The 22,712-nt window shown below is 66.5% G+C and carries 19 protein-coding genes; 11 read left to right on the top strand and 8 right to left on the bottom strand.

The window, feature by feature from the left end; all coding sequences use genetic code 11:
- Positions 1 to 40: 40 nt before the first annotated feature.
- From ACU0B3_RS09020 to ACU0B3_RS09005, 4 genes are read right to left on the bottom strand one after another with little or no spacing between them, the layout of a single operon-like run.
- Entirely contained in the window at positions 41 to 1,231 is a 1,191-nt protein-coding gene (locus ACU0B3_RS09020; protein ID WP_446260516.1) for an OsmC family protein, read from the bottom strand.
- Positions 1,232 to 1,254: 23 nt separating this feature from the next.
- Positions 1,255 to 2,559 (bottom strand): TRAP transporter large permease, encoded by a 1,305-nt coding sequence (locus ACU0B3_RS09015; RefSeq protein ID WP_446260515.1) that lies wholly within the window; start codon positions 2,557 to 2,559, stop codon positions 1,255 to 1,257.
- On the bottom strand, positions 2,559 to 3,107 hold the full coding sequence (locus tag ACU0B3_RS09010) for a TRAP transporter small permease (RefSeq protein WP_446260514.1): 549 nt from the start codon (positions 3,105 to 3,107) through the stop codon (positions 2,559 to 2,561). The genes ACU0B3_RS09015 and ACU0B3_RS09010 overlap by 1 nt, the downstream gene beginning before the upstream one ends.
- A complete protein-coding gene (locus ACU0B3_RS09005) occupies positions 3,104 to 4,084 on the bottom strand; it encodes a TRAP transporter substrate-binding protein (protein ID WP_446260513.1) in 981 nt (326 codons plus the stop codon). Before ACU0B3_RS09005 ends, ACU0B3_RS09010 begins: the two co-directional genes overlap by 4 nt.
- 307 nt (positions 4,085 to 4,391) lie before the next feature.
- Between ACU0B3_RS09005 and ACU0B3_RS09000 the strand changes: the two genes are divergently transcribed.
- The 3 genes from ACU0B3_RS09000 to ACU0B3_RS08990 all read left to right on the top strand — a co-directional run bounded on the left by ACU0B3_RS09000 (position 4,392) and on the right by ACU0B3_RS08990 (position 9,086).
- Complete coding sequence (locus ACU0B3_RS09000) at positions 4,392 to 5,123, top strand: GntR family transcriptional regulator (RefSeq protein WP_446260512.1); 732 nt, start codon at positions 4,392 to 4,394, stop codon at positions 5,121 to 5,123.
- Positions 5,120 to 5,866: an SDR family NAD(P)-dependent oxidoreductase gene (locus tag ACU0B3_RS08995; RefSeq protein WP_446260511.1), complete on the top strand. Its 747-nt coding sequence runs from the start codon at positions 5,120 to 5,122 to the stop codon at positions 5,864 to 5,866. The genes ACU0B3_RS09000 and ACU0B3_RS08995 overlap by 4 nt, the downstream gene beginning before the upstream one ends.
- Before the next feature lie 70 nt (positions 5,867 to 5,936).
- The gene (locus ACU0B3_RS08990) at positions 5,937 to 9,086 is read left to right on the top strand and encodes a 2Fe-2S iron-sulfur cluster-binding protein (RefSeq protein ID WP_446260510.1); all 3,150 of its coding nucleotides are present in this window, start codon (positions 5,937 to 5,939) and stop codon (positions 9,084 to 9,086) included.
- A gap of 5 nt (positions 9,087 to 9,091) precedes the next feature.
- Here ACU0B3_RS08990 and ACU0B3_RS08985 read toward each other — a convergent pair whose 3' ends face one another.
- Entirely contained in the window at positions 9,092 to 9,913 is an 822-nt protein-coding gene (locus tag ACU0B3_RS08985; RefSeq protein WP_446260509.1) for a helix-turn-helix domain-containing protein, read from the bottom strand.
- Between the two features lie 89 nt (positions 9,914 to 10,002).
- Between ACU0B3_RS08985 and pobA the strand changes: the two genes are divergently transcribed.
- Genes pobA through pcaG form a run of 3 tightly spaced genes read left to right on the top strand, consistent with a single transcriptional unit; the run spans position 10,003 to position 12,521 of the window.
- Positions 10,003 to 11,160, top strand: a complete 1,158-nt coding sequence (gene pobA, locus ACU0B3_RS08980; RefSeq protein ID WP_446260508.1) for a 4-hydroxybenzoate 3-monooxygenase — start codon at positions 10,003 to 10,005, stop codon at positions 11,158 to 11,160.
- 51 nt (positions 11,161 to 11,211) lie between these two features.
- Positions 11,212 to 11,952 carry a protocatechuate 3,4-dioxygenase subunit beta gene (pcaH, locus tag ACU0B3_RS08975; protein WP_446260507.1) on the top strand — a complete coding sequence of 247 codons (741 nt, stop codon included), beginning with the start codon at positions 11,212 to 11,214 and terminating at the stop codon, positions 11,950 to 11,952.
- Entirely contained in the window at positions 11,952 to 12,521 is a 570-nt protein-coding gene (gene pcaG, locus ACU0B3_RS08970) for a protocatechuate 3,4-dioxygenase subunit alpha (protein WP_446260506.1), read from the top strand. The genes pcaH and pcaG overlap by 1 nt, the downstream gene beginning before the upstream one ends.
- A 135-nt stretch (positions 12,522 to 12,656) precedes the next feature.
- Here the strand turns inward: pcaG and ACU0B3_RS08965 are convergent, their stop codons facing one another.
- Positions 12,657 to 13,613, bottom strand: coding sequence for a LysR family transcriptional regulator (locus ACU0B3_RS08965; RefSeq protein WP_446260505.1), 957 nt, complete (start codon positions 13,611 to 13,613; stop codon positions 12,657 to 12,659).
- Between the two features lie 82 nt (positions 13,614 to 13,695).
- On the opposite strand from ACU0B3_RS08965, the gene ACU0B3_RS08960 reads away from it, so the two are divergent.
- The 3 genes from ACU0B3_RS08960 (at position 13,696) to ACU0B3_RS08950 (ending at position 18,329) form a co-directional block, all read left to right on the top strand.
- Entirely contained in the window at positions 13,696 to 15,846 is a 2,151-nt protein-coding gene (locus ACU0B3_RS08960) for a thiamine pyrophosphate-dependent enzyme (RefSeq protein ID WP_446260504.1), read from the top strand.
- Positions 15,843 to 17,297: an indolepyruvate oxidoreductase subunit beta family protein gene (locus ACU0B3_RS08955; RefSeq protein WP_446260503.1), complete on the top strand. Its 1,455-nt coding sequence runs from the start codon at positions 15,843 to 15,845 to the stop codon at positions 17,295 to 17,297. Before ACU0B3_RS08960 ends, ACU0B3_RS08955 begins: the two co-directional genes overlap by 4 nt.
- Positions 17,298 to 17,378: 81 nt before the next feature.
- On the top strand, positions 17,379 to 18,329 hold the full coding sequence (locus ACU0B3_RS08950; protein ID WP_446260502.1) for an aminotransferase class IV: 951 nt from the start codon (positions 17,379 to 17,381) through the stop codon (positions 18,327 to 18,329).
- Between the two features lie 22 nt (positions 18,330 to 18,351).
- Here ACU0B3_RS08950 and ACU0B3_RS08945 read toward each other — a convergent pair whose 3' ends face one another.
- Both ACU0B3_RS08945 and ACU0B3_RS08940 read right to left on the bottom strand, forming a co-directional pair.
- Complete coding sequence (locus ACU0B3_RS08945) at positions 18,352 to 18,873, bottom strand: 2'-5' RNA ligase family protein (RefSeq protein ID WP_446260501.1); 522 nt, start codon at positions 18,871 to 18,873, stop codon at positions 18,352 to 18,354.
- 64 nt (positions 18,874 to 18,937) lie between these two features.
- Positions 18,938 to 20,353, bottom strand: coding sequence for an MFS transporter (locus tag ACU0B3_RS08940; protein ID WP_446260500.1), 1,416 nt, complete (start codon positions 20,351 to 20,353; stop codon positions 18,938 to 18,940).
- Between the two features lie 116 nt (positions 20,354 to 20,469).
- Between ACU0B3_RS08940 and ACU0B3_RS08935 the strand changes: the two genes are divergently transcribed.
- Both ACU0B3_RS08935 and ACU0B3_RS08930 read left to right on the top strand, forming a co-directional pair.
- Positions 20,470 to 21,288: a LysR family transcriptional regulator gene (locus ACU0B3_RS08935; protein ID WP_446260499.1), complete on the top strand. Its 819-nt coding sequence runs from the start codon at positions 20,470 to 20,472 to the stop codon at positions 21,286 to 21,288.
- A gap of 117 nt (positions 21,289 to 21,405) precedes the next feature.
- A complete protein-coding gene (locus ACU0B3_RS08930) occupies positions 21,406 to 22,674 on the top strand; it encodes an ABC transporter substrate-binding protein (RefSeq protein ID WP_446260498.1) in 1,269 nt (422 codons plus the stop codon).
- The last annotated feature ends 38 nt before the right edge of the window (positions 22,675 to 22,712 follow it).

The raw sequence follows: 22,712 nt of genomic DNA, 5'->3' as shown, positions 1-22,712 counted from the left end.
GGACGGCGCGTGAATATTTGTTGTGACGCTCGGCTTGCGCTCAAACCCGCGTCACCTTGAGCTTGGTCTTCAAATCCGTCCGGCAGAAGGCGTGCAGGAAGCAGGTGCGCTCGGAGACGTCGAGCATGTCCTGCGCGACGGCGTCGCTCTCGGAGGTTTGCAGATGCACATGGGTCTCGACCGGGTCCGCGCTGCCGGCCTGGCCTGTGCCCCCCGACGCGCCGCCAAGGGAGAAGTGGGTGTCCTGAACAATCGCGTAATGCGGCAGGTCGAGCTTTTCCATCGAGGCCATGCGCCCGAACTGGGTCATGAAACAGAACGCGATCCCCGCCGAAATGAGGCTGACCGCGTCGGGCGCGCGGCCCTGGCCACCGGCGGGTTCGGCCTCCTCGGAAAGGTAGCGAAAGACAGAGCCGTGGGGCGAGTAAAGGTGCTGCTCGACCTCCTTGATCCCGTCTTCGCGGAGCGTGCAAATCACGCCGGGGTTGAGCGTACGGTCCTGCTCGTCGGTGAGCGAGGTGGCGGCGCCTGCGGTGCCTTTGGCGACGTCCTTTTTCGGCGACATGCCTTCGCGGGTGATGAGTGCCAGATCGCTTGGTGTGGCGCGGGGCGCGTCGCCCGAAGGGTCGCCCACCACTGGCGCGTCGAGGGCGATGGCCTCACCCGTCTCGATCTGCGTGCCATTGCGGCTGAGGGTAAAGAGCGAGGGCAGCTTGCCGCGCATTAGCCCGTTGAGCGGGGAGGCGTGCACGGCGTTGGCAACGAGCTCCTGCAGCGCGGCGTCGCTCAGATCGCTCTCGCACTCCACTTCCAGCTCCACCGGTAGCGCGCCGCCGGTCATCGTGCGTTTCCGCATCGAGCCTTGCATCGTGTAATAGTTGTTCTGAATGAGCCGCAGCTTGCGCAGCTCCACGTCCTGCTGTGCGGCGAGGGCGAGGATCTCGTTCATGTAACTCGCGACCATCCCCGCCGAGAGGAACGACAAGGGGCAGGGCGCGGCGTCGTGTCCGTCGAGGTAGCCGCCTTCGTCCGACACCAGCCTCCACACCGCGCCCGAGCGGGTGGAGCCGACCAGCGCCTCCTTCTGGAACCCGGCCAACGCATTGACCCAGGTGCGCACGGCGTCGCCGTGACGGATGGCGGGCAGGTCGAGGCCGATGTCGCCCGGATTGGCGACTTTGTAAAACGGCGGCGTGCTTTCAGCGCCGATCAGGTCTGGAGACTTAAGCATGGTCTGTCCTTTCGCGAAAGAGGTCAGCCGAACATCGAGTTTGGTAGGAAGAGCGCGATCTGAGGGAAGGCGAGGATCAGAAGAACCGCCGCCAGCATCGCGAACCAGAACGGCCAGATGCCGCGAAAGATCGTGTTGAGCGGCACGTCCCGCGCGATGCCTTTGACCACGAACACGTTCACGCCGACGGGGGGCGAGATCAGCCCCATCTCGAGCACGATCACCATCAGCACGCCGAACCAGATCATGTCGATCCCGAGCGGCTGGATGATCGGCTGGATCAGCGGCACGGTCAGCACGAGGATCGCAAACCCCTCCATGAACATGCCGAGCACGATGAAGAGCAGGAGGAACGCGCAGACGATCTGGAACCCGGTGAAGCCCTGTACTTCCACCCAGGCCGAAAGCGCGGTGGTGATCCCGGTGAACCCGACGAACGACTTGAAGACAAAGGCGCCAAAGAGAATGAGGAAGACCGTGCCGGTGGATTTGAGGGTGCTGGCAAAGACCTCGACCATGTTCTCCCAGGTCATCGCGCCCCGGATCAACGTCACGATGACGGCGAGGAACGCGCCGACGCCCGCGGCCTCCACCGCCGAGAAAACGCCGGTGTAGATGCCGCCGATGGTCGCGACGATGATGCCGATGATCCAGAATGCCCGGAGCAGCGCCTTGAGCCGGTCCGCCAGCGGCATGCGTTCGGCAGACGCCGGCGCGCGCTCGGGCTTGCGCAGGACCGACAGCCAAATGGCAAAGATGAAAAGCCCCGTCAGCATGAGGCCCGGAATGACACCCGCCATGAAGAGCCGCCCGATGCTTTCCTCGGTGAGGATCGCGTAGACGACAAAGCCGGCAGAGGGCGGGATCAGGATGCCGAGCGTGCCGCCCGCGGCGATGGCGCCTGTCGCCATGCCGTTGTCGTAGCGGTAGCGCTGCATCTCGGGCAGGGCGACCCGCCCCATGGTGAGCGCGGCGGCAAGCGACGAGCCGGACAGCGCCGAGAAGCCTGCACAGCCGACGATGGTGGCAGACGCGAGCCCGCCCTTGAGGTGGCCGAGCCAGGCGTGGGCGGCGGTATAGAGGTCGCGGCTCATCCCTGACACGCCCGCCAGATTGCCCATCAGCACAAAGAGCGGAATGATCGTCAGCGGGTAGTTCGACGCCTCGTTGAAGATCTCGCCCGCCAGCTTGGGGATCGCCGCCCGCTCGCGGATGAACCAGATGCCGGCGGTGCCGACCAGCATCATCGCAGCCCCCACGGGCATGCGGATGAACAGCATCACGAAGAGGGCGGCAAAGCCGATAAAGCCAATGACGGTGGCGTCCATCAGGAACCGGTCTCCGTTGGGTCGTCGCTGGTGAATGTGGCCAGGCCAATCGCCAGGTGCACCGCCATCTGCGCGGCAAAGACGGTCATGGCCGCGGCGAGGTACCAGTAGAACGGGCGGTGCTCGATCGAGAGAGTCGAGGTGATGCAGGCCCGCTCCATCCCGCATGCCTTGTCGAGGAGCGCGTAGACCGAGAGCCCGATGATAAAGAGCGTGAGCGCCCGCATCACGAGGTCAGTCACGCGCGTCACGCGCCGTCCAAGCGGGGCGATGAGATCAACGCTCACATGCGCGCCGTGCCGCGCGCCATAGGCGACCGCAGCGCCGGCGACGATGATCAACGTCATTTGCGACATGTCCCCGGTGCCCGAGATCGGATCGCGGAACCAGTAGCGCCAGATCACCGCCACAAGCGTGATGCCCATGAGCGCGACGATCCCGAGCGCGCCAAGCGCGGCGAGCGTTCCCGCGATAAGGCGCAGCCCCCGGTCCGCCGCACGCAGCGGGCCGGGAACGCTTTCAGGCAGGGCGTGCGCGCCTCCGCTCATTGGCCGATCATGACGTCCATGACGGCGCCGGCGGTGGTGTCGCCGACCTCCTGCGCGCGCAGGTCCTCGATCAGCGGTGCCATGATCGCGTCCCAGCGGGCGCGCTCTTCGGGGGCAAGGTCGATGATCTCGACGCCCGCGTCCCTCGCGATCTGCAGGCCCCGCGCCGCCGCCCGGTCATAAAAGGCGCCGCCCGCGTCGCTGATCGACCGCGAGGCCGCTTCGCGCACCCAGCCCTGCTGTTCTTCGCTCAGATCGTCAAAGACGTCGCGGTTCATCAGCAGCACAAACGCCGAGCCGGAGCCCGGGAAATACGTCGTGATGTAGTTGCCCGGCTCGTGCAGGTTGAACGACCCGATCGCCGAAGGGCCGATCGCGATGGCGTCCACCACGCCGTTGGTCAGGTTTTGGTTGATGACGTTGACAGGTTGGGTCACGCCCGACGCCCCCAGCGCCTCGGCAAAGGCCACGTCCTGCGTCGAGGTCACGCGGATCACCATGCCCTCGAGGTCTTCGAGCGTGCGCACGGGTTTGTCGCGGGTGATCAGGAGCGGCGGGTTGTTGCCCCAAAGGCCCAGCATGACGGCGTCATACTCGGCCTCGATGATGTCCTTGGCGCGCCACAGCGCCTCGGTGCAGGTGACGGCGGTCTCGCAAATGCCGGGGTAGGTGATCACGCCGGTCTTGGGAAAGACGTCGCCGGTGTAGCCGGGAATGACAAATGCGATGTCCGCCACGCCGTCCAGCATGATGCCGTATTGCGCCGGCGGCACGCTGTTGAGGGCGCCGCCCGGGAAGAGGTCCACGCCCATCTCGCCGCCTGACACTTCGGCCAGTGCTTCGGCAAACGGGGTAAACACGGCCTTGTTCATCGGGTGGCCCGGGCCCATCCAGTACGCCAGGCTCAGCTTTTCAGCCGTGGCGGCAAGCGGCGCGAGCGCCAGCGTGGCCCCCGCGATCAAGCTTGTGAATTTCATGTCATTTCCTCCCTGCTGTGGTGGGTGTTCAATCTGGTCTCAGCTTGTACCCGCCGGCATGTGCGCCGACTAATCGCTGGTTCTGGTGAGGCTTGCTCTTCTCGCCGCTGCGGGCGCCGGCCACGCTCTCTCGTTATCGGACCCCTTTCCGCGCATCACACACGCCATTCCGAGTCGCCGGCGGCGCTGCGACGCAATGACCCAAGGATGCACTTTACGTATCCAAAGTGAAGCCATTTTTCGAGATAAGCACAATTTTTTGCGCAAAACGCTCGACAGCCTCGGATTTTGTATCCATTTTCGCGAAATGCACTCGAGCGCCCAACATCTGCAATCCGTCGTGCGGCGGCAAATCGTGACCGGAGATCGCGACCCGGGCTCGCGCATCAGCGAGATGGCCCTGGCCGCAGAGTTCGACGTCTCGCGCACGCCCGCCCGCACCGCGCTCGCTGGGCTCGAGGCCGAAGGACTGATCGAAAAGCGCGAGGGGCGCGGCTTCACCGTCAAGTCCATCTCGAGTGCCGACATCTCGAACACCATCGCCGTGCGCGCCTCGCTCGAGGCGCTGGCGGCCAAGACGATGGCAGAGCAGGGCATGAGCGCCGAGGTCGAGGCGACGCTCCTCGCCTCCATCGAGACGACAGAGGACATCCTCGCCTCGGATACGCCTGTGCAAGAGCTGCTCGACAATTACCACGCGGCCAACGTGGTCTTTCACGAGACCATCATGAAGGGATGCGGCAACGACCTGATCCTGCACACGTTCGAGCGGATCGCGGCGCTGCCCTTTGCCAAGCTCGGCTCGCTGGTCTTCGAGGGGACAAACCCGCGCCGCCAGCACATGCGCCTGACGGTAGGACATTCCCAGCACGTGATCCTGCTCGACGCCCTGCGCAAGCGCGACGGCGCGCGGGCCGAGGCCATGATGCGCGAGCACAGCCACGCGACGCTCAATTACTCGAGCCTCTTCGTGCACAAGGCGTACCGCGAAGAGACGCAGACCGAGGCCGCAACGCCGGCGCCAGAGGCCGCCGAATGACGCAAGGGCGCCTGGCAGGACGCGCCTGCATCGTGACCGGAGGCGCCACCGGGCTGGGCCTTGCCTTCACCCGCGCGCTTCTTGGCGAAGGCGCCAATGTCCTTGCCGCCGACATCGCGGACGGAACCGAAGCCGAAGAAGCTGGTGCCGCCTACCTGGAGGCCGACATCTGTGCGTCAGGAACTCCAGACTGCATCGTCGCCGCCTGCCAAGAGCGCTACGGCACCGTCGACGTGCTTGTGAACAACGCCGCGCTCTACGCCTCCCTGCCCGTCGCGCGCTATGACGCCATCGACCCCGCCACCTGGGACCGCGTCATCGCCACCAACGTCACAGGCACCTACGCCATGATCCGCGCCGCAGGCCCGGTGATGGAGGCGCAGGGCCGCGGCAAGATCGTCAACATCACCTCCGGCACCGTCTACAAGGGCATGCCCGGGATGCTGCACTACATCGCGTCCAAGGGCGCGATCCAGGCCATGACAAGGGCGCTCTCGCGCGAGCTTGGGAAGGCCGGCATCTGCGTGAACAACCTCGCCCCGGGCTTGACGCTGTCGTCGTCGATCCTGGGCAACCCCGAACACGTCGAGACCACGCGCAGCGCCGTCCTCGCCTCCCGCGCGATCAAGCGGGACGGAACGCCCGAGGACCTCCTCGGCGCGCTCATCTTCCTCTGCTCTCCCGAGAGCGATTTTGTCACCGGGCAGACGCTCGCCGTCGATGGCGGGTCGGTCAACACATGACGCCTGTGCGCTCTCACGCCCCACACCACAGACGCGGCAGACCGCTGCCCGCCCAGAAAGGCTGATGCCCATGACCCTTCGTGTGCTTTCGCAGAAAAAGCGGCCCATGCACCTTGGCCCCTACCGGCTCGAGACGCTGGCACGCGCAGGCAGCATAGACCTCGGCCATGTCCCGGCCTTCGAGCAGATCTCCTTCGATCATGCGCACGATCCGCAGTCCATCGTGAACGCGATGCGCGACCATCAGGCGATGCTGGACGCGATCCGCGTGGGTCTGGTGAACAAGGTCGAGGCGGCGGCGCCAACCGATCCCGTCGAACGCGCCAATCACCTCAAATCCTTCTGCTATTTCAACGATGCCTCGATGGCCGGCACCTGCAAGTTGCCGCGCGAAGCGATCCTGCCCGAGCCCTATCAGAACCCCGACATTGGCAAGCTGGCGCATGATCTGCGCACCAAGCAGACCAAGACTTTGGCGACCGGCATCGACATGATCATGGCCGACCTCAAGGAGTCCATGGACGCGCCGCCCACCACCATCGACGGACACACCCACGCGCTGGTCGTGCTCTACGAACACCCCCGCGCGCCAAAGGCCGACGAGCCCGGCACCGAGTGGATCATGGACGCGATGGACCACCGCTCCAGCCTGATTGCAGCCGAGACGGCCGCCGTGATCGCGCACTACCTGCGGCTCCTCGGGCATGACGCCCGGGCGCACACGGCCAGCACATCGGACGTGGACCTCAACAAGTTGGCGGTGGCGGCGGGCCTTGCAGTGCCGGACGGGGAGGGCAGGCCCACGGCGCCTTATATCGGCACTGACTACGGGATCGCCGCGATCACCACGACCTTCGAGATCGCCCCGGACATGCCGCTGGCGCCGGGCCTCGTGATACCCCGTCAGGCCAAGGCCTACGCCAACCGCCGCTTCGTCGATGGCGCGCATCCCTTCGAGCGGCTCAAGCGGGTGGACGATCCGACCACCTACATCGACGAGGCGCGTGTGCCGCGGGTGCCGAAGCGCACCGACATGTTCGCCCGTGCCCAGTTCGGGGACATGGGCAAGAACCTGCAGGACGGCGCCAAGGGCGGGCACTACGTGCGCAAGGCCGCCCCTTCGATGGCGCAGCGCCGCGCCCTGGGCGCCTTTGTCCTGCTGCAGGACGGCGAAAGGGCGGACACGCAAATCAGGATCGCGCCGGACAAAGCCGCCGAACTCGTCAAGGCCACCACCTATTTTCTGGGCGTGGATGCCGTCGGCATCTCGCGCTGCCCGGACTGGAGCTGGTATTCCCACGACGCCGCCGGCGCGCCCATCGACCCTCCGCACGACCAGGCGATCTCGATGATCGTCGATCAGGGGTTCGACACGATGGAGGGCGCCTCCGGGGACGACTGGATCAGCGTCGCGCAATCCATGCGCGCCTACCTGCGGTTCTCGCTCTTCGGCGGGGTCGTCGCCCGCCAGCTGCGCAACCTCGGCTACAAGGCCAAGGCGCACACGGTGATGGACGGCGAAGTGCTGCAACCCCCGCTCCTCCTGCTGTCGGGGCTGGGCGAGGTGAGCCGCATCGGCGAGGTCATCCTCAACCCCTACCTTGGCCCGCGCCTCAAGTCCGGGGTGGTCACAACCGACTTCCCCATGACGCACGACAAACCCATAGACTTTGGCCTGCAAAGCTTTTGCGAGGCGTGCAAGAAATGCGCGCGCGAGTGTCCGTCCGGTGCGATCACCGCCGGTCCCAAGCTGATGTTCAACGGCTACGAGATCTGGAAATCGGACAGCCAGAAATGCGCGACCTACCGCATCACCACCGAAGGCGGTGCGATGTGCGGACGCTGCATGAAGACATGCCCCTGGAACCTCGAAGGCGTGCTCGGCGACGCGGTCTTCCGCTGGACGGCGATGAAGGTCCCCGGCTCCGCCCCCGCGCTTGCCAAGCTCGACGACATGCTAAACCGGGGCGATCTCAACCCGGTCAAGAAATGGTGGTGGGATCTCGAGATCGAGGAGGACGGCGCCTACCGCCCCACCAGGAAACCGGTGAACGAGCGCGGCCTGCAAAAGGACCTCGACCTCAAGTACGAGGACCAGACGCTGGCCGTCTACCCTGCGCCGCTCGTCTCGCACCCCTACCCCTATCCCTACCCGATGGACCGGGAGGCAGGGATCGAGGCGTATCAGGCGATGATCACCGCCGACGAGTACAAGGCGCGGCTCGCCAAGGGCGAGAACCCCGCCCACCAGGTCCGCGACTATGACGAAAGCCCCGTCCTGCGGGTCGAGATCACCAAGGCCGAGAAAACCGCCGAAGACGTGACGATCTACGAGTTCTCCAGCCTCGACGGCAGCGACCTGCCGGGGTGGGAGGCGGGCGCGCATCTCGACATCGTCGTGGCCCCGGAATTCTTGCGGCAATACTCGATGTCGGGCGACCCGGCGGACCGCTCGAAATACCAGATCGGCGTGCTGCGCGAGACGGCTGGCCGTGGCGGCTCGGCGCTTTTGCACCGTATCTTCAACGAGGGGCGGAAGGTCTTTATCTCCCGCCCGATCAACCACTTCCCGCTGCATGAGGCGGCGCCGATGAGCTACCTGATGGGCGGCGGGATCGGGATCACGCCGATGATCGCCATGGCGCACCGTTTGCACGCGCTTGGCCGCCCGTTCGAGGTGCATTACTCCGGCCGCACACGCGACACCATGGGCTATCTCGACATGCTGGCCTCGGTCCCATGGGCGGACCGGGTGACGCTGCACATCTCCTCCGAAGGCACGCGCGCCGACCTGCCGGCCATCCTGCGTCACACCGGCGGCGCGCATGTCTACACCTGCGGCGGGGCGGCCTACATGGCCAAGGTCATGGAGGTCGCGCAGGCGGCGGGCTTTCCCGAAGACGACTGCCATCTCGAGTATTTCTCCGTGCCGGAGCTGCCGGAGTACGAGAACCATCCCTTTACCATCCGTCTGGTCAAATCGGGGCGCGAGTTCGTCGTGCCCGAGGACAAGACCGCCGCCGACGTGCTGATCGAAAATGGCTACCCGGTGGACCTCAAATGCTCGGACGGCATATGCGGCGTGTGCAAATGCGGGCTGGTGTCCGGCGAAGCCGAGCACCGCGACTTTGTCCTGTCCAAGGCGCAGCGCCAGACTGCCTTCATCACCTGTCAATCCCGCGCCGCCACAGAGGGCGGGGTGCTCGAGCTCGACCTGTGAGCGCGTTACCTCGCCTTGCCCCGCACACCCTGCCGCCATTCCGAGGGCGCCGCGCCGCACCACGCCTTGAACCGCCGGCTGAAATGCGCGGGATCGTCGAAACCTGCGTCCTGACCGATCTCCGCGATGGTCCGCGTCGTGTGCAAAAGTCCAGCCGCTGCGTGCCGCATCCGCGCATCGTTCAGCGCCTGCGACGTGGTCATCCCCGTCACTTGGCGCACCAGTCGGTTGAGATGGCCCGGCGTGACCGCCAAGGCATCCGCAAGCTCCGCCGGAGTGCGCGGCCCGACGGGCTGCGCGGCAAGCAGCGCTTTCAGACGCTCTTCTTTTCCAGCACGACCTGCGCTGCGCACGGCGCTTTCGTCGGTGGCTGCATCGAGAAGGCGCAGACAGGCGGCGACAAGCGCCACCGCCTCCGGACCCGGCACACGTGCCAGACGCTCGATCGTCGCAGCGGCTCCCAGCACCACGGCTTCAGCCACGCCCCAACCCGAGCCTGCCGGTTTCAGCAGGCCGCGCTCCTGCGCGACAGCCTCGACGATGGACACCACATGACCCGCCGTGTCGGGCAAAAATGCGTATCCATGCACCGTGCCGGCCGCGATCCGCAGGATGTAGGGCGCGCGAAAGGTGATGTCCGCGCCCGCAACGCGCGCCGTCCCGCCGCCGCCCGAGACGACGAGGAATTGCGCCAGCTCCGGGTGCTGATGCGTGTGGATGTGCCAGCCGCGTTCTGCCGCGCGCGCGGCGATGGATTCGACGTGCAGAAAGCCAGGCAGGGGTGCGGACTCGCCAAGCAAAGCCCAGGATGGAACACGGGTCGCCATGCCCGTTTCGTACAAGCGTTTGCCGGAAAGCACCATGTAACGCGGCACACGCTCGTCTACATATGCACGAATTCGTAAAGGGAGGGCGTATGCGCACTCAGGTTGCCATCATCGGAGGCGGGCCGTCGGGCCTGCTGCTCTCGTTGCTGCTGCACCAGCGCGGGATCGACACGGTCGTGCTCGAACGGCGCACGCGCGACCACGTCCTGTCGCGCATCCGGGCGGGTGTTCTGGAACGCGGCACTGTCGGGCTTTTGGCGGAGGCCGGCATCGACGCGCGGCTGCAAGCCGAGGGCGACGTGCACGACGGCTGCCTCATGTCCTGGGACGACGAAGAAACCCGCATCGACTTTGCCGAACACACCGGCCACCGGGTCGTGGTCTACGGCCAGACCGAAGTCACGCGCGACCTCTACGACGCCCGCGAAAGAGCTGGCCTTGCCACCGTGTTCGAGGCCGAAGATGTGACGATCCACGACGCCAAGGGCGATGGCCCGGCGCGCGTGACGTGGGACGGTGGAGAGGTGACGGCGGATTGGGTGGCCGGCTGCGACGGCTTTCACGGCGTCTCGCGCAAGACCATCCCCGAGGATGTCCGGCAAGAGTTCGAGCGCGTCTACCCCTTCGGCTGGCTCGGCATCCTGTCGGAGACCCGCCCCGTCCATGAAGAGCTGATCTACGCCAACTCGCAGCGCGGGTTCGCGCTCTGCTCCATGCGCTCCGAGACGCTCAGCCGCTACTACGTCCAGTGCCCGCTCGAAGACAGCATCGAGGACTGGTCCGACGACCGCTTCTGGTCCGAACTCACCGCGCGCATCCCCGCGCACCATGCCGATGCGCTCGAGACCGGGCCGTCCATCGAGAAATCCATCGCGCCGCTGCGCTCCTTCGTGGCCGAGCCGATGCGCTGGGGACGGCTGTTCCTTGTGGGGGACGCCGCCCACATCGTGCCGCCCACGGGCGCCAAGGGGCTGAACCTTGCAATGGGCGATGTGCATTACCTCTCGCGCGCGCTGGCCGCCCATTACGCTGGCGACGATGCCGGGGTCGAGGGATACTCGGCGCAGGCGCTGGCGCGGGTCTGGAAGGCGGAGCGGTTCTCGTGGTGGATGACCTCGCTCCTCCACCGCTTCCCCGAGCAGACGCCGTTCGACCGGCGGATGCAGGACGCCGAGTTCGCCCACCTCAAGTCGAGCCGCGCGATGCAGGAAGTTGTCGCGTGGAACTACGTGGGCTTGGACTTTTGAGGTTGCGCGGCGTTGAATGGGACGCGTGCAGGCAATGCGAAAGGCACGGGCATGAGTGACGACACCACGGCGCAAAGGGTTCTTTACCCGCGGGATTTCTCCGTGCACCCCCCGGCGCTTGCGCCCGCCTACAAAAGCTCTGTCCTGCGCTCTCCGCGCCAGCCCTTGGTGGTGCCGCCGGCGGGTCTTGGCGACACGACCAGCCCCGCGTTTGGCCACGGCGACATTGCGCCCGGCGACGACGATCTGCTCACCAACTTTGCCACGCCGGGCAAGACCGCCATCGGCGAGCGGATCGTCCTGACAGGCCGCGTGACCGATCAGGACGCGAAGCCCGTGCCGGGTGTGCTGGTCGAGCTTTGGCAGGCCAATGCGGGCGGCCGCTACCGCCATGCGCGCGACGGGTACCTCGCGGCGCTCGATCCCGATTTCGGCGGGCTGGGGCGGTGTTTGACGCAGGCGGATGGGACCTACGCGTTCCGTACCATCCGGCCCGGGCCGTACCCCTGGCCGAACGGTCCCAACAGCTGGCGCCCTGCGCATATCCACCTGAGCCTTTTCGGGACGAGCTTTGCCCAGCGGCTGATCACGCAGATGTATTTCGAGGGCGATCCGCTCATCGCGCTCTGCCCGATCGTGCAGTCTGTGCCGGACCCCGCAGCAATCGACCGGCTGACCGCGCGGCTTGATCTCGACGCCTCTTTGCCGATGGACGCGCTTTGCTACCGGCTTGACCTGGTGCTGCGCGGGCGGCGGCAAACACCTTTTGAAAATAGACCGGAGGGCGCGTGATGCGGCTGTTCGAAACGGCGTCCCAGACGGCGGGGCCTTACGTGCACATCGGGCTGACGCCGCATGTCGCGGGGATCGAGACGCGCATCAAAGCCTTCGGTCAGGAGATGATCCGCCCAGAGGCGCAAGGCGCGCGGATCACGCTCGAAGGCCGCATCCTCGATGGCGCGGGCGCGCCGGTGAGTGACGGTTTGATCGAGTTCTGTCAGGCTGACGCCGAGGGGCGTCTGGCGAATGATCCGCAAGCAGACCACGGCGTGCTCGGCTGGGCGCGGCGCGCCTGTGATGCCGAGGGCCGGTTCCGGCTCGAGACGGTGATGCCGGGCACGACGGCAGACGGTCAGGCACCGCATCTGGCGGTCTGGATCGTGGCCCGCGGCATCAACATCGGCCTGCACTCGCGGGTTTACCTGACGCCGCCGGAAGTCTCTGACCCGCTGCTTGATGCAGTGCCGCCCGCGCGGCGGCAGACGTTGATCGCGCAGCAGGACGGCGACATTTGGTGCCATGACATCCGGTTGCAGGAAGGTGCGGATGGGGCGCCGGAGACGGTGTTTTTTGACATTTAGTGCGCTTTGAAGACCTAAAACCCCAGCCCGACTTTCACTTGCTTTATCCGAAGCACCCGCCTGACAGGCACTGTCAGGGCGCGCCGTCCCCCGGGGCGGCGCGATTGCGCCACCCCGCGGGACGGCGCGTGAAGGTCAGTTGTTACAGTTTAGACGAGCTAGGGTTGCTTCGGGCAGCGCGTGTCGCCCCTTAGCCAACACCCCAACAATCAACTTCCGCAGCCAGCGGTGCGCTGGTTCGTCCTCCTGCCGGGCATGCCAGACCAGCCGCACGGGGCGTGGCGTTTGCGCGAGCGCAATCGGCAGGACTTGCGCGCGGTCCTCGGCCTGCAAAAGCGCGCTCAGCCCGCGTGGCACGATTGCGACCAGCGGGAGGGTCTCGAGCAGGGACGGGATCGCGCCGAAATTCGCGAGGCGCAGGGAAACGTTTGCGGTCAGCTGATTGCGCTCCAACAGCGCCTCGATATCGCTGCCGTAGCTCATCTGCGGGGTGGTGATCGCGATGGCACAATCCCGAAGCTGGGATTGCGATGTCGGATGCTGCGCCAGTCCCGTGCCGGCAACCGCGACGTAGCGCTCCTCAAAGAGCGTCTCGGCACGTAGATCACCACTTGGAGCACCGAGGATCCCAAGTGCAAAGTCGATCCGCCGGGCGCTCAGCGACGGTGCAAGCTCGCCTGCAGCGGTCGGCACGCAGCGCAGCGTCGTCTCCGGCGCCGCCTGCCACATCGCGCGCAAGATCGCCGGCAGAAAAGTCAGCTCTCCAAGCCCCGACATCGACACGCGAAAGTCGCGGGTGCTGGAGGCGGGGTCAAATCCCTTGCTCTGCGACAGGCTCTCGATCAGCGCCGACAGATGCGCCTCGACCTGCGGCACGATGGCCTCGGCGTAGGGCGTCGGACGCATCCCATCGGGGGTCCGTTCAAAAAGCGCATCGCCCGTCGCCTCACGCAGCCGCGCGAGCGCGTTACTGGTGGCCGGCTGGCTGAGGCAGAGCGCTTCGGCGGCCTTCGACACCGACCCGGTGCGCGCCACCGCCACGAGAACCCGCAACAGATTCAAGTCGAGATTGCGCTCCAGTATCTGATTCATCAATGTGCGGGATTTTTCATATCCATTTTACTTATGTAGCCGCCGCCGTATCTTCGGGCAAGACGCTGTCAGGGAGGCGCCGGTGGAAGTCAGCTTTGCCAAGGAAATCAAGAAACTCCAACTCGGCGACGGGGAGGTGTTCGAGGGCGAAGGCATCCTCGCCGTCACCAAGGCGCTGCTGCAATCGGGCGTGTCGTATATCGGCGGCTATCAGGGCTCTCCGATCTCGCACCTCGTCGATGTGATGGTGCAGGCGGCGCCCGAGATCTCGGACCTCGGCGTCTTTGTGGAGCCAGCCACCAACGAAAGCTCCGCCGCCGCGATGCTGGGCGCGTCGATCATGTACCCGGTGCGCGGCGCGGTGGCGTGGAAGTCGATCGTCGGCACCAACGTCGCCGCCGACGCGCTGTCGAACCTCGCCTCACCGGGCGTCATGGGCGGCGCGCTGATCGTGGTGGGCGAGGACTACGGCGAGGGGTCGAGCGTCTCTCAGGAGCGAAGCCATGCCTATGCGGTCAAGTCCACGATCTGGCTGATGGACCCGCGTCCGAACCTGCCCAGTATAGTTCGCGCGGTGGAGACTTCGTTCGAGCTCTCCGAGGCGTCTAACACCCCGGTGATGATGGAGCTGCGCATCCGCGCCTGCCACGTGCAAGGCGTGTTCGAGGCCAAGGACAACGTGGCCGCCCAAGTGTCGATGAACGAGGTGCTCGCCGAGCCTGCGCCGCACGAGTACGAGCGCCTCGCGCACCCGCCGGTCACCTTTGGACACGAGCGCAAGAAGTCGGACGAGCGCATGGCGGCGGCCCGCGCGTTCATCGCCGAGCACAAGCTGAACGAGCATCTGGGCGCGCCTGACGGCGAGGTCGGCCTGATCGTGCAGGGCGGGCTTTACAACTCGCTGATGCGTGCGCTGACGGAGATCGGCTTGGCGGACGAAAGCGGTCGGTGCGACCTTCCCATCCTGGCGCTCAACGTCGTCTACCCTTTGGTCCCGGACGAGATCGTGGCGTTTGCGACCGGCAAAAACGCGGTGCTGGTGCTCGAAGAGGGCCAGCCCGAGTTCATCGAGAATGAGATCGGCACCATCCTGCGGCGGCGCGGTGTGGATGTGGTGTTGGCGGGCAAGGACTTCCTCCCGCTCGCAGGCGAATACAAGGCGGAGGTCATGGCCGAGGGCATCGGCGCCTTCATGCGCCGGCACATGCCGCAGACGGGCAACCAGCTGCAGGACACCGCCTATGCGGACGAGCTCGCGGCGCTCAAGGCGCAGGCGGCCAGGCTGCTTGAAAAACCCGTCCCGCCGCGCCCGCCGAATTTCTGCACCGGCTGCCCGGAACGCCCGTTCTTTGCCGCGCTCAAGCTGACGCAGCGCGAGATCGGGCCGGTGCATTATTCCGCTGACATCGGGTGCCACGCCTTTGCGACCTTTGCGCCGTTCAACTTTGGCAATTCCATCCTCGGGTACGGCATGAGCCTTGCGTCGAATGCCGCTGTCGCCAGCTTCCAGCAAAAGCGCCCGGTCGCGGTGATGGGCGACGGCGGGTTCTGGCACAACGGTCTGCTCAGTGGTGTCGCCTCGCGCCTGCTCAACCGCGGCGACGGGGTGCTGGTCATCATGAAGAACGGCTACACCTCGGCCACGGGCACGCAGGAGGTGATCTCCTCTCCCCATGCAGACCTCAAGCTGGCGAGTGCCGAGAAGAGCGCGACCCATGGCGAGACGACGATCGAAGACGCGCTCAAGGGGCTTGGCGTCGGCTGGCAGCGCACTGTCCACACCTATGACGTGTCCAAGATGCGCGACACGCTGCTCGAGGCGTTCAGGACGCCGTTTGGCGGGCTCAAGGTGATCGTGGCCGAAGGCGAGTGCCAGCTTGAGCGGCAACGCCGGATCAAGCCGATTCGTGCCAAGGCGCTGAAGAATGGCGAGCGCGTGCAGCGCCAACGCTTTGGGATCGACGACGAGACCTGCACGGGCGATCATTCGTGTATCCGCCTGTCGGGCTGCCCGACGCTCACGGTCAAGACATCGAGCGATCCGCTCAAGACCGACCCGGTCGCGCATGTCACCAACGGCTGTGTCGGGTGCGGGCTTTGTGGCGAGCTGGCCCACGCCGCCACGCTCTGCCCCTCGTTCTGGCGCGCCGACATCGTGTCGAACCCGTCCCGCTGGGACCGTTTCAAAGCGCGCTTCCGGCGCTTTGCCACCGCAGGGGAGGTCCCGGCATGAGCGCGCCTGTCACTCGGATTCTACTCGCAGCCCTTGGTGGAGAAGGCGGCGGCGTCCTGATGAATTGGATCGTCGCGGCTGGCCGCGCGGCGGGCTTTCAGGTGCAGGCGACCTCGGTGCCGGGGGTCGCGCAGCGCACTGGTTCGACCAGCTACTACATCGAGGCCGCGCCGCGCGGCGCCGAGGACCGTGTGCTGGGCCTTGTCCCAATGGCGGGGCGCGTGGATGTGGTCGTCTCGTCCGAGCTCGTGGAGACCGCGCGCGTGCTGTCGCAGGGCTTTGTCTCTCCCGAACGCACGACGGTTGTGTCGTCGCTTGCGCGGCAGTTCTCGACCGCCGAAAAGATCGCCATGGGCGATGGAAGGTACGCGGCGGACACGGTGCAGACCGCGGTCGAGGAGATGGCGGCGCGCAGTTTCCTGCTCGACCTCGGGAAGCTGGCCGAGGACAACGGCACCTTTGTCAGCGCCACGATGTTCGGCGCCGTCGCTGCCAGCGGCGCCTTGCCTTGGGACGCTGACGTCTGCCGCGGTGTCCTGACCGACGACCGCTCACGCGCGGGATTCGATGCCGCCGCCAAGGCGGTGACTGCGCTGATGGCAACCTCCGAAACTGCGCCCGAGCCCGCCTCAACCGATCTGCCGCCCGACCTTGCCCGCGTCATAGACCTAGGCGCGGACCGGACCGAAGATTACCAGGACGCCGCCTATGCCGAGACCTATCGCGCCCACGCGGCGCGCCTCTCCGAAAGCGCGGATCTCGACGACCACCGCGCGGCGCATGCCGTGACGGAGGCGTGCCGAAGGCTCGCGCTCTGGATGGCTTACGAGGACATCGCGCGGGTGGCGGACCTGAAAACGCGCCCCGAGCGCTTTCAACGCATCCACGATGAAGTGCAGCTGGCGCCCGGTCAGCTGTTGACGATCACCGAGTACATGAAGCCCCGCGCCGAAGAGATCGCCGATATGCTTCCCCTCGCGCTGGCGCGCCCGATCTTGCGGCGCGCGGAGCGGGGCGGGTGGTTCCCGTTCCTCGGCAAGGGGCGGTACATCACGTCGAACGGGCCTTTGGGCTACCGAATGCTGCGGTCCGTGGCGCTGCTCAAGCACGTGCGCCGGCGCTCGCATCGGTATGCCGAAGAGCAAGCCGCCATCGAGACTTGGATGGACGCGATGGAGCACGCTCTTCCGCGTTCCCCGGCCTTTGCCACGGCGCTGGCCGAGCTTCCGCGTGTGCTCAAGGGCTATTCGGACACGCTCGCGCGCGGGAAGTCAGCCTATGGCCGGATCTGGGAGGCGGTTGTGGAACCAGCACTAAACTCCGACGACCTTGAGGCTTACGCCAAACCACTCCGCGATGCCATCGGCGCAGCGCTTTCGGACGACACGCATGCCGCGCTAGACGCACAGCTTTCGGGAGAACTGGCGGTGCCGATCCTCAAGGCTGGGTAGGTGACGAGGGCCGGGGCGGTCGGACGTGGACTTGCCGGGCGGACTGGGTAGACTTCGCACAAACCAAATGAGCCGCCAGCCATGCCCATCACGCCCGTTCTCAACCCGCGCTATCGCGATCCGCATGCCTACCCGCATGGGGTGGCCTGGCAGGACGGGCAGTTCATCCCGGTGTCGGAGGCCAAGATCTCGGTCCTCGACTACGGGTTCCTGCATTCGGACGCGACCTATGACACGGTGCACGTCTGGGACGGCGCCTTCTTTCGGCTGGACGCGCATATCGAGCGTTTTCTCGGGGGCGTGGAACGGCTGAGGATGACGCTGCCGGTCTCGACCGAAGACCTCAGGGACATCCTGCACGGCTGCGTCGCGCTCTCCGGGCATCGCCGGTCCTACGTGGAGATGATCTGCACCCGCGGCTGGTCGCCCGACTTCAGCCGGGACCCGCGCAAGTCGGGCAACCGGTTCCTGGCGTTCGCGGTGCCCTATGGCTCGGTTGCGAACGCCGAGCAGATGCGGCGCGGACTGCATGTGCGGGTGACCGACGTGACGCGCATTCCGCCGGGCAGCGTGAACCCGGCGATCAAGAACTACCACTGGCTCGACCTGATCGGCGGGCTCTACCAGGCGTATGATCACGGGGCGGAGACGGCGCTGCTGCTCGACAGCGATGGCAACATCGCCGAGGGGCCGGGTTTCAACGTGTTCGCCGTCAAGGACGGGGCGCTGCTGACGCCTGAGCATGGCGTTCTCGCCGGTATCACCCGCCGCACGGTGCTGGAGATCGGGCAGGAAGAGGGGCGTGAAGTGCGCGAGGGCGCGCTTTCCAAAGAGGCGCTGTGCGCGGCGGACGAGGTGTTCGTCACATCGACGGCCGGCGGTGTCATGCCGGTCACCCGCATCGACGATGCGCCTGTTCGAGACGGTACGGTCGGCCCCGTGACGGAGGCGATCACGCGGACGTACTGGGCGTGGCACGCCGACAGCCGGTACGCCGAGCCGGTCAGCTATCTGGCTCCCGCGCCTGAATGAGCGGGTTTTCGAGGCGCTGCGGCTACGCGTTCAGTGGCGCTGACTTGAGCGTTCTAAGGCAACCCGCTTCGAGTTGAACTAGGTCGAGCGCGGTCAGGGTTGCGGGGATCGGCAAAGGTCCGAGCGCAGACAGATCGGCCTGCTCCAGCTTTGCCAGAGCATCATAACTTGCCACCGTCAAATGCGGCTCGAACGGGTGGTCGGCGCTCAGCTCCGCGCGGTGTGGCCCGTCGTAAAGCTGGCGGTGCAGCGTTGTGACATGGTCACCCCCAGCGCCGCATAGCAGGAACAGCTTGTGCTTGTTTTCAAAGGGATCGTGCCGGATCGCGTGCTGGTCAAAGACCACCGGCATCACACGCGTCTCTGCCGCCACATGGTCCACCAGATCGGACACCGCCTGCTGGTGCTGAGCAGACACGCCAAAAACCAGCGTGATGTGCGGCCGGACAAGGCGCGCGCGCTCGGGCTCGTGCGCGGCGCGAAAGGCATCGATCCGTGCCGCGGACTCGGGCGCAAAGACGGAGTAGGCAAGAACGTAGAGCACCGGCCAAGAGTGCATCGCCGTGCCAGTAAGCTCAACCGGCACAGCGCGACCCGAAGCGCCGCGCTCAACCGCCCGTGCGCATGGCCCGGATGGCGGCGACCCCGCCAAGCATGGCGAAGGGCATCGAGAGGAGGATCCCCGCCTGCGTGGCCGCCCTGACGCTTGCAGCATCGTCGATCGCGCCTCCGGCGACGAACGCGCCGACCAGCCCGACCAGCGCCCCGCCGATGGCAAACCCCAGCGTTTCGACGCTCGAGACCATGGCCATCGTCTTGGTCTGTTCCCCGTCGAGGTCTCCGGCCACCATGCGCTCCCCGAGGAAGGGCCAGATCATGCCAAGGCCAAACCCGCAGGCCGCGATGGAGAGCGCCGCGCCCGTCAGGTGGCCGTCGATCAGGAACACGCTGCACCCGGCGAGGCCAGCCAGCGTGATCCACGGCCCGAGCAGGGCAAGCCGGCGCCCCCAAGGCGCGCTGACGATGACAAAGGAGGCCACCGACCAGCCGACCGTCTCGATCAGGACAAAGGCGCCGGCAAAGGTCGCGCTCTTGCCGTGGACTTGCGTCAGGATGAGCGGGCCAAAGACGAGGATGCTCATGGCGCTTGCGCCGAGCACGGTCTTGGCGGCAATGGCGCTGCCCTGCATCGTCGCGACCCGAAAGGCGCGGGCGGGGAACATGCGCGGAGCGCGGCTGCGCTCCCGCCAGACCGCGAGGGCAAAGGCGAGGGCACCCAGCACCGTTAGGCCGCTCGCCACAATAGGCGTGAAGTGCGGGGCAAAGCTGACGCACCCGATGGCGCTGCCGAAGGCGGCAAAGGAGAGGATCGGAAACCGCTCGGTGCTGCCCTCGGTCGTCACGCGCGCGATGGTCCGCGCGTTGAGCGCGCCATAGGCCAGCATCCCGACCCCCAGCAACACGAACGCCGGGCGCCAGCCGATGAAATCGGCAAAGAGCCCGCCGATCACCGGCCCGGCAAAGGCTGCGCCGATCCAGAAGGCGCCAGAGATCGCCGAGATCTTGGGGAAGGCCGCGGCGCTGGTTTCCGCCCTCAGCGCAACGAACCCCAGCGCAAGGAGCCCTCCGCCGCCAAAGCCGGCGAGCGCGCGTCCCGTGGCGACCAGCACCATCGAGCCTGCCAGAGCCGAGATCAGCGCGCCGAGGATCGCGAGGCCCGACATGCCCCACCAGAGCCACCGCGTGCCATAACGCGCAGCAAGAGGCCCGGTCGCGGCTGCGGCGAGCACGGTCGTGATGTTAAAGAGCGCCGTCAGCGCGCCAATGAGGGCGCCGCCGCCCACGTCTTGCACGATGGCGGGGGCAAGGGTGACGGCGGCGTAATTGCCCCCCGCGTGCAGCACGATGACCGTCAGGACCGATGCGATGCGCGCGCCACGCCCGCCGGCCAGCAGCGCGCGCCACGTCGGCGCGTAGGTGCCGGTGTCCTCGATAATCGTACGGGTTTCCGTCTCATCTTGCATGGCACGCGAGCTAAGGCGCAACGCGCTTTCGGTCAAAGGAATTAGATTTGGCCTTTGGCCTTCCATTTTGTTACTCAATAACCATGCCCTCCCTTCCAAGCCCCACCAGCCTCAGGATGTTCGTCGAAGCGGCCGAGCGGTCGAGCTTTGCCGGCGCGGCGGAGGCCCTGAACGTCACGCAAGCCGCGGTGAGCAAGCAGATGGCCACGCTCGAGGACCGGCTCGACGTTACCCTCTTCGAACGTCGCCACAGATCGGTCGAGGTCACGTCCGCAGGACGCGCCTACCTACCGGTTGCAAGGCAAGTTCTGGACCTGCTCGCCGCAGGTCGGGATGGCGCCGTCTCGCGCGCCGAGCGGCACCACCTCACCGTGGAGGTGGACTATGAGTTTCTGGACTTCGTGCTGGCTCCGCGGCTTTCGGACCTGTGGCAGGCGCTGCCGGACACGGACGTCACGTTTATCCCCGCCGCGCCAGGTCGGCAGATGCCGCGCAGCGATCTGGCGATCACCTTTGGCCGTCCGCGCGCGGGCGCGGTGGAGGAGGAACGGCTCTGCGGCTTTACCGTCTTTCCGGTCGCGCATCCCGGCCTCGTCGCGACCTGCAAGGCGCCTCTGGCAGAGCTGCCGCTGCTGCATGATTTCGACACCTATTGGTGGGAGCGTTTTCTGGCGGAGGCCAACGTCTCGCGGCCCGATCAGGGCGCCATCCTCGGCAACGGTGCCCTCGCGATCCGCGCGGCGATGGCGGGGCAGGGGCTTGCGATCGGCGACGACGTGCTCTGCGCGGGGGCCCTGCAGTCCGGTGCGCTCGTCCGGGTCGGTGACATGAGTTTCCCGGGACGCGAGGCGTACTGGCTGTCGGTGCACCCCGGCCTGCGCAGCACCGGCGCAGTCGCGGCGTTTCGGGACTGGGTTTTGACGCTCGTGCGCTGAGCCGCTCGCCAAGCAAACCGTGGCCTGCGTATCGCCCGATACCGCCCCGGTCATCGGTTCGACGTGCATCCTTGCCTATCGTGCGGTCCCAGGAACCATGATGGGAGGACCACAGACATGGCAAATCGTACCTTCACCCGGCGCACGGCCCTCAAGGGGCTGGCGGCCGCATCCGCCACCACGCTGGCGCTGCCGGCCTACGCACGCTCCAGGCCGATCAAGCTTGGCTTCGTGACGCCGCAGACCGGCCCGCTCGCGATCTTTGCCGAACCGGACGGCTTTGTGCTCGATCAGGTGCGGCGCAAGCTCGCGAACGGGCTCATGGTGCAGGGCGTGCGGCACGAGGTCGAGATCATCGTCAAGGACAGCCAGTCGAGCTCGAACCGCGCGGCGAGCGTGGCGCAGGAGCTGATCTTTGACGACGAGGTCGACATCCTGATGGCCACCTCGACGCCCGACACGACCAACCCGGTCGCCGACCAGGCGGAGCTGAACGAGGTGCCGTGCATCACCAACGACACACCCTGGCAGCCGCACTTTTTCGGGCGACAAGGCGATCCGAATGTGGGCTTCGAGTGGACCTATCACTTCTTCTGGGGGCTCGAGGATATCGTGTCGACCTTTACCGGGATGTGGGGTCAGCTGGAGACCGACAAGGTCGTCGGCGCGCTCTGGCCGAACGATCCTGACGGCAATGCTTGGGGTGATCCGAACCTCGGCTTCCCGCCCGCGCTGGCGCAGCAGGGGTTCGAGCTGGTGGACACGGGCCGTTTTCAGAACATGACGGACGATTTCTCGTCGCAGATCGCCGCCTTCAAAAAGGCCGGCGTCGATATCGTGACGGGCGTCGTCATCCCGCCCGACTTCACCACCTTCTGGACGCAGGCTGCGCAGCAGGGCTTTACGCCCAAGGTCGCGACGGTGGCCAAGGCATCGGAGTTTCCGCAGGCCGTCGGCACGCTCGGGGAGCGCGCGCATGGCCTCTCGGTCGAGGTGTGGTGGTCGCCGGATCACCCCTTTGCCTCCGGCATGACAGGGCAGAGCTCGGCAGATCTCGCCGCGGCCTACGAGGCGGCGACGGGCAATCCCTGGACCATGCCGCTGGGGTTCAAACACGCGCTCTTCGAGGTCGGGCTCGACGCGCTGTCGCGGGCGGAGAGCCTGGAGCCTGCGGCGATCCGGGATGCCATCGCGGCGACGCGCTACGGCTCGGTTGTGGGACCCATCGACTTTTCCGCGGGCCCGGTGCCGAACGTCGCCAAGACACCGCTCGTAGGCGGGCAGTGGCGGATGGAGGGCGGCAAGCCGGTCCTGCAGATCGTCGAACCCAACAACACGGGCATCGACGCCAGCGCCGAGATGTTTGCGATCAGCACCGGCGCGTAGGCCGTCCCCAAACAGGGCGAGGAGAGAGGGCGCCACCG

It is taken from the genome of Pseudaestuariivita sp. (assembly GCF_052825805.1).
Note: the sequence above shows the minus strand (reverse complement) of the source record. Positions and strands in the feature narration are given on the sequence as shown.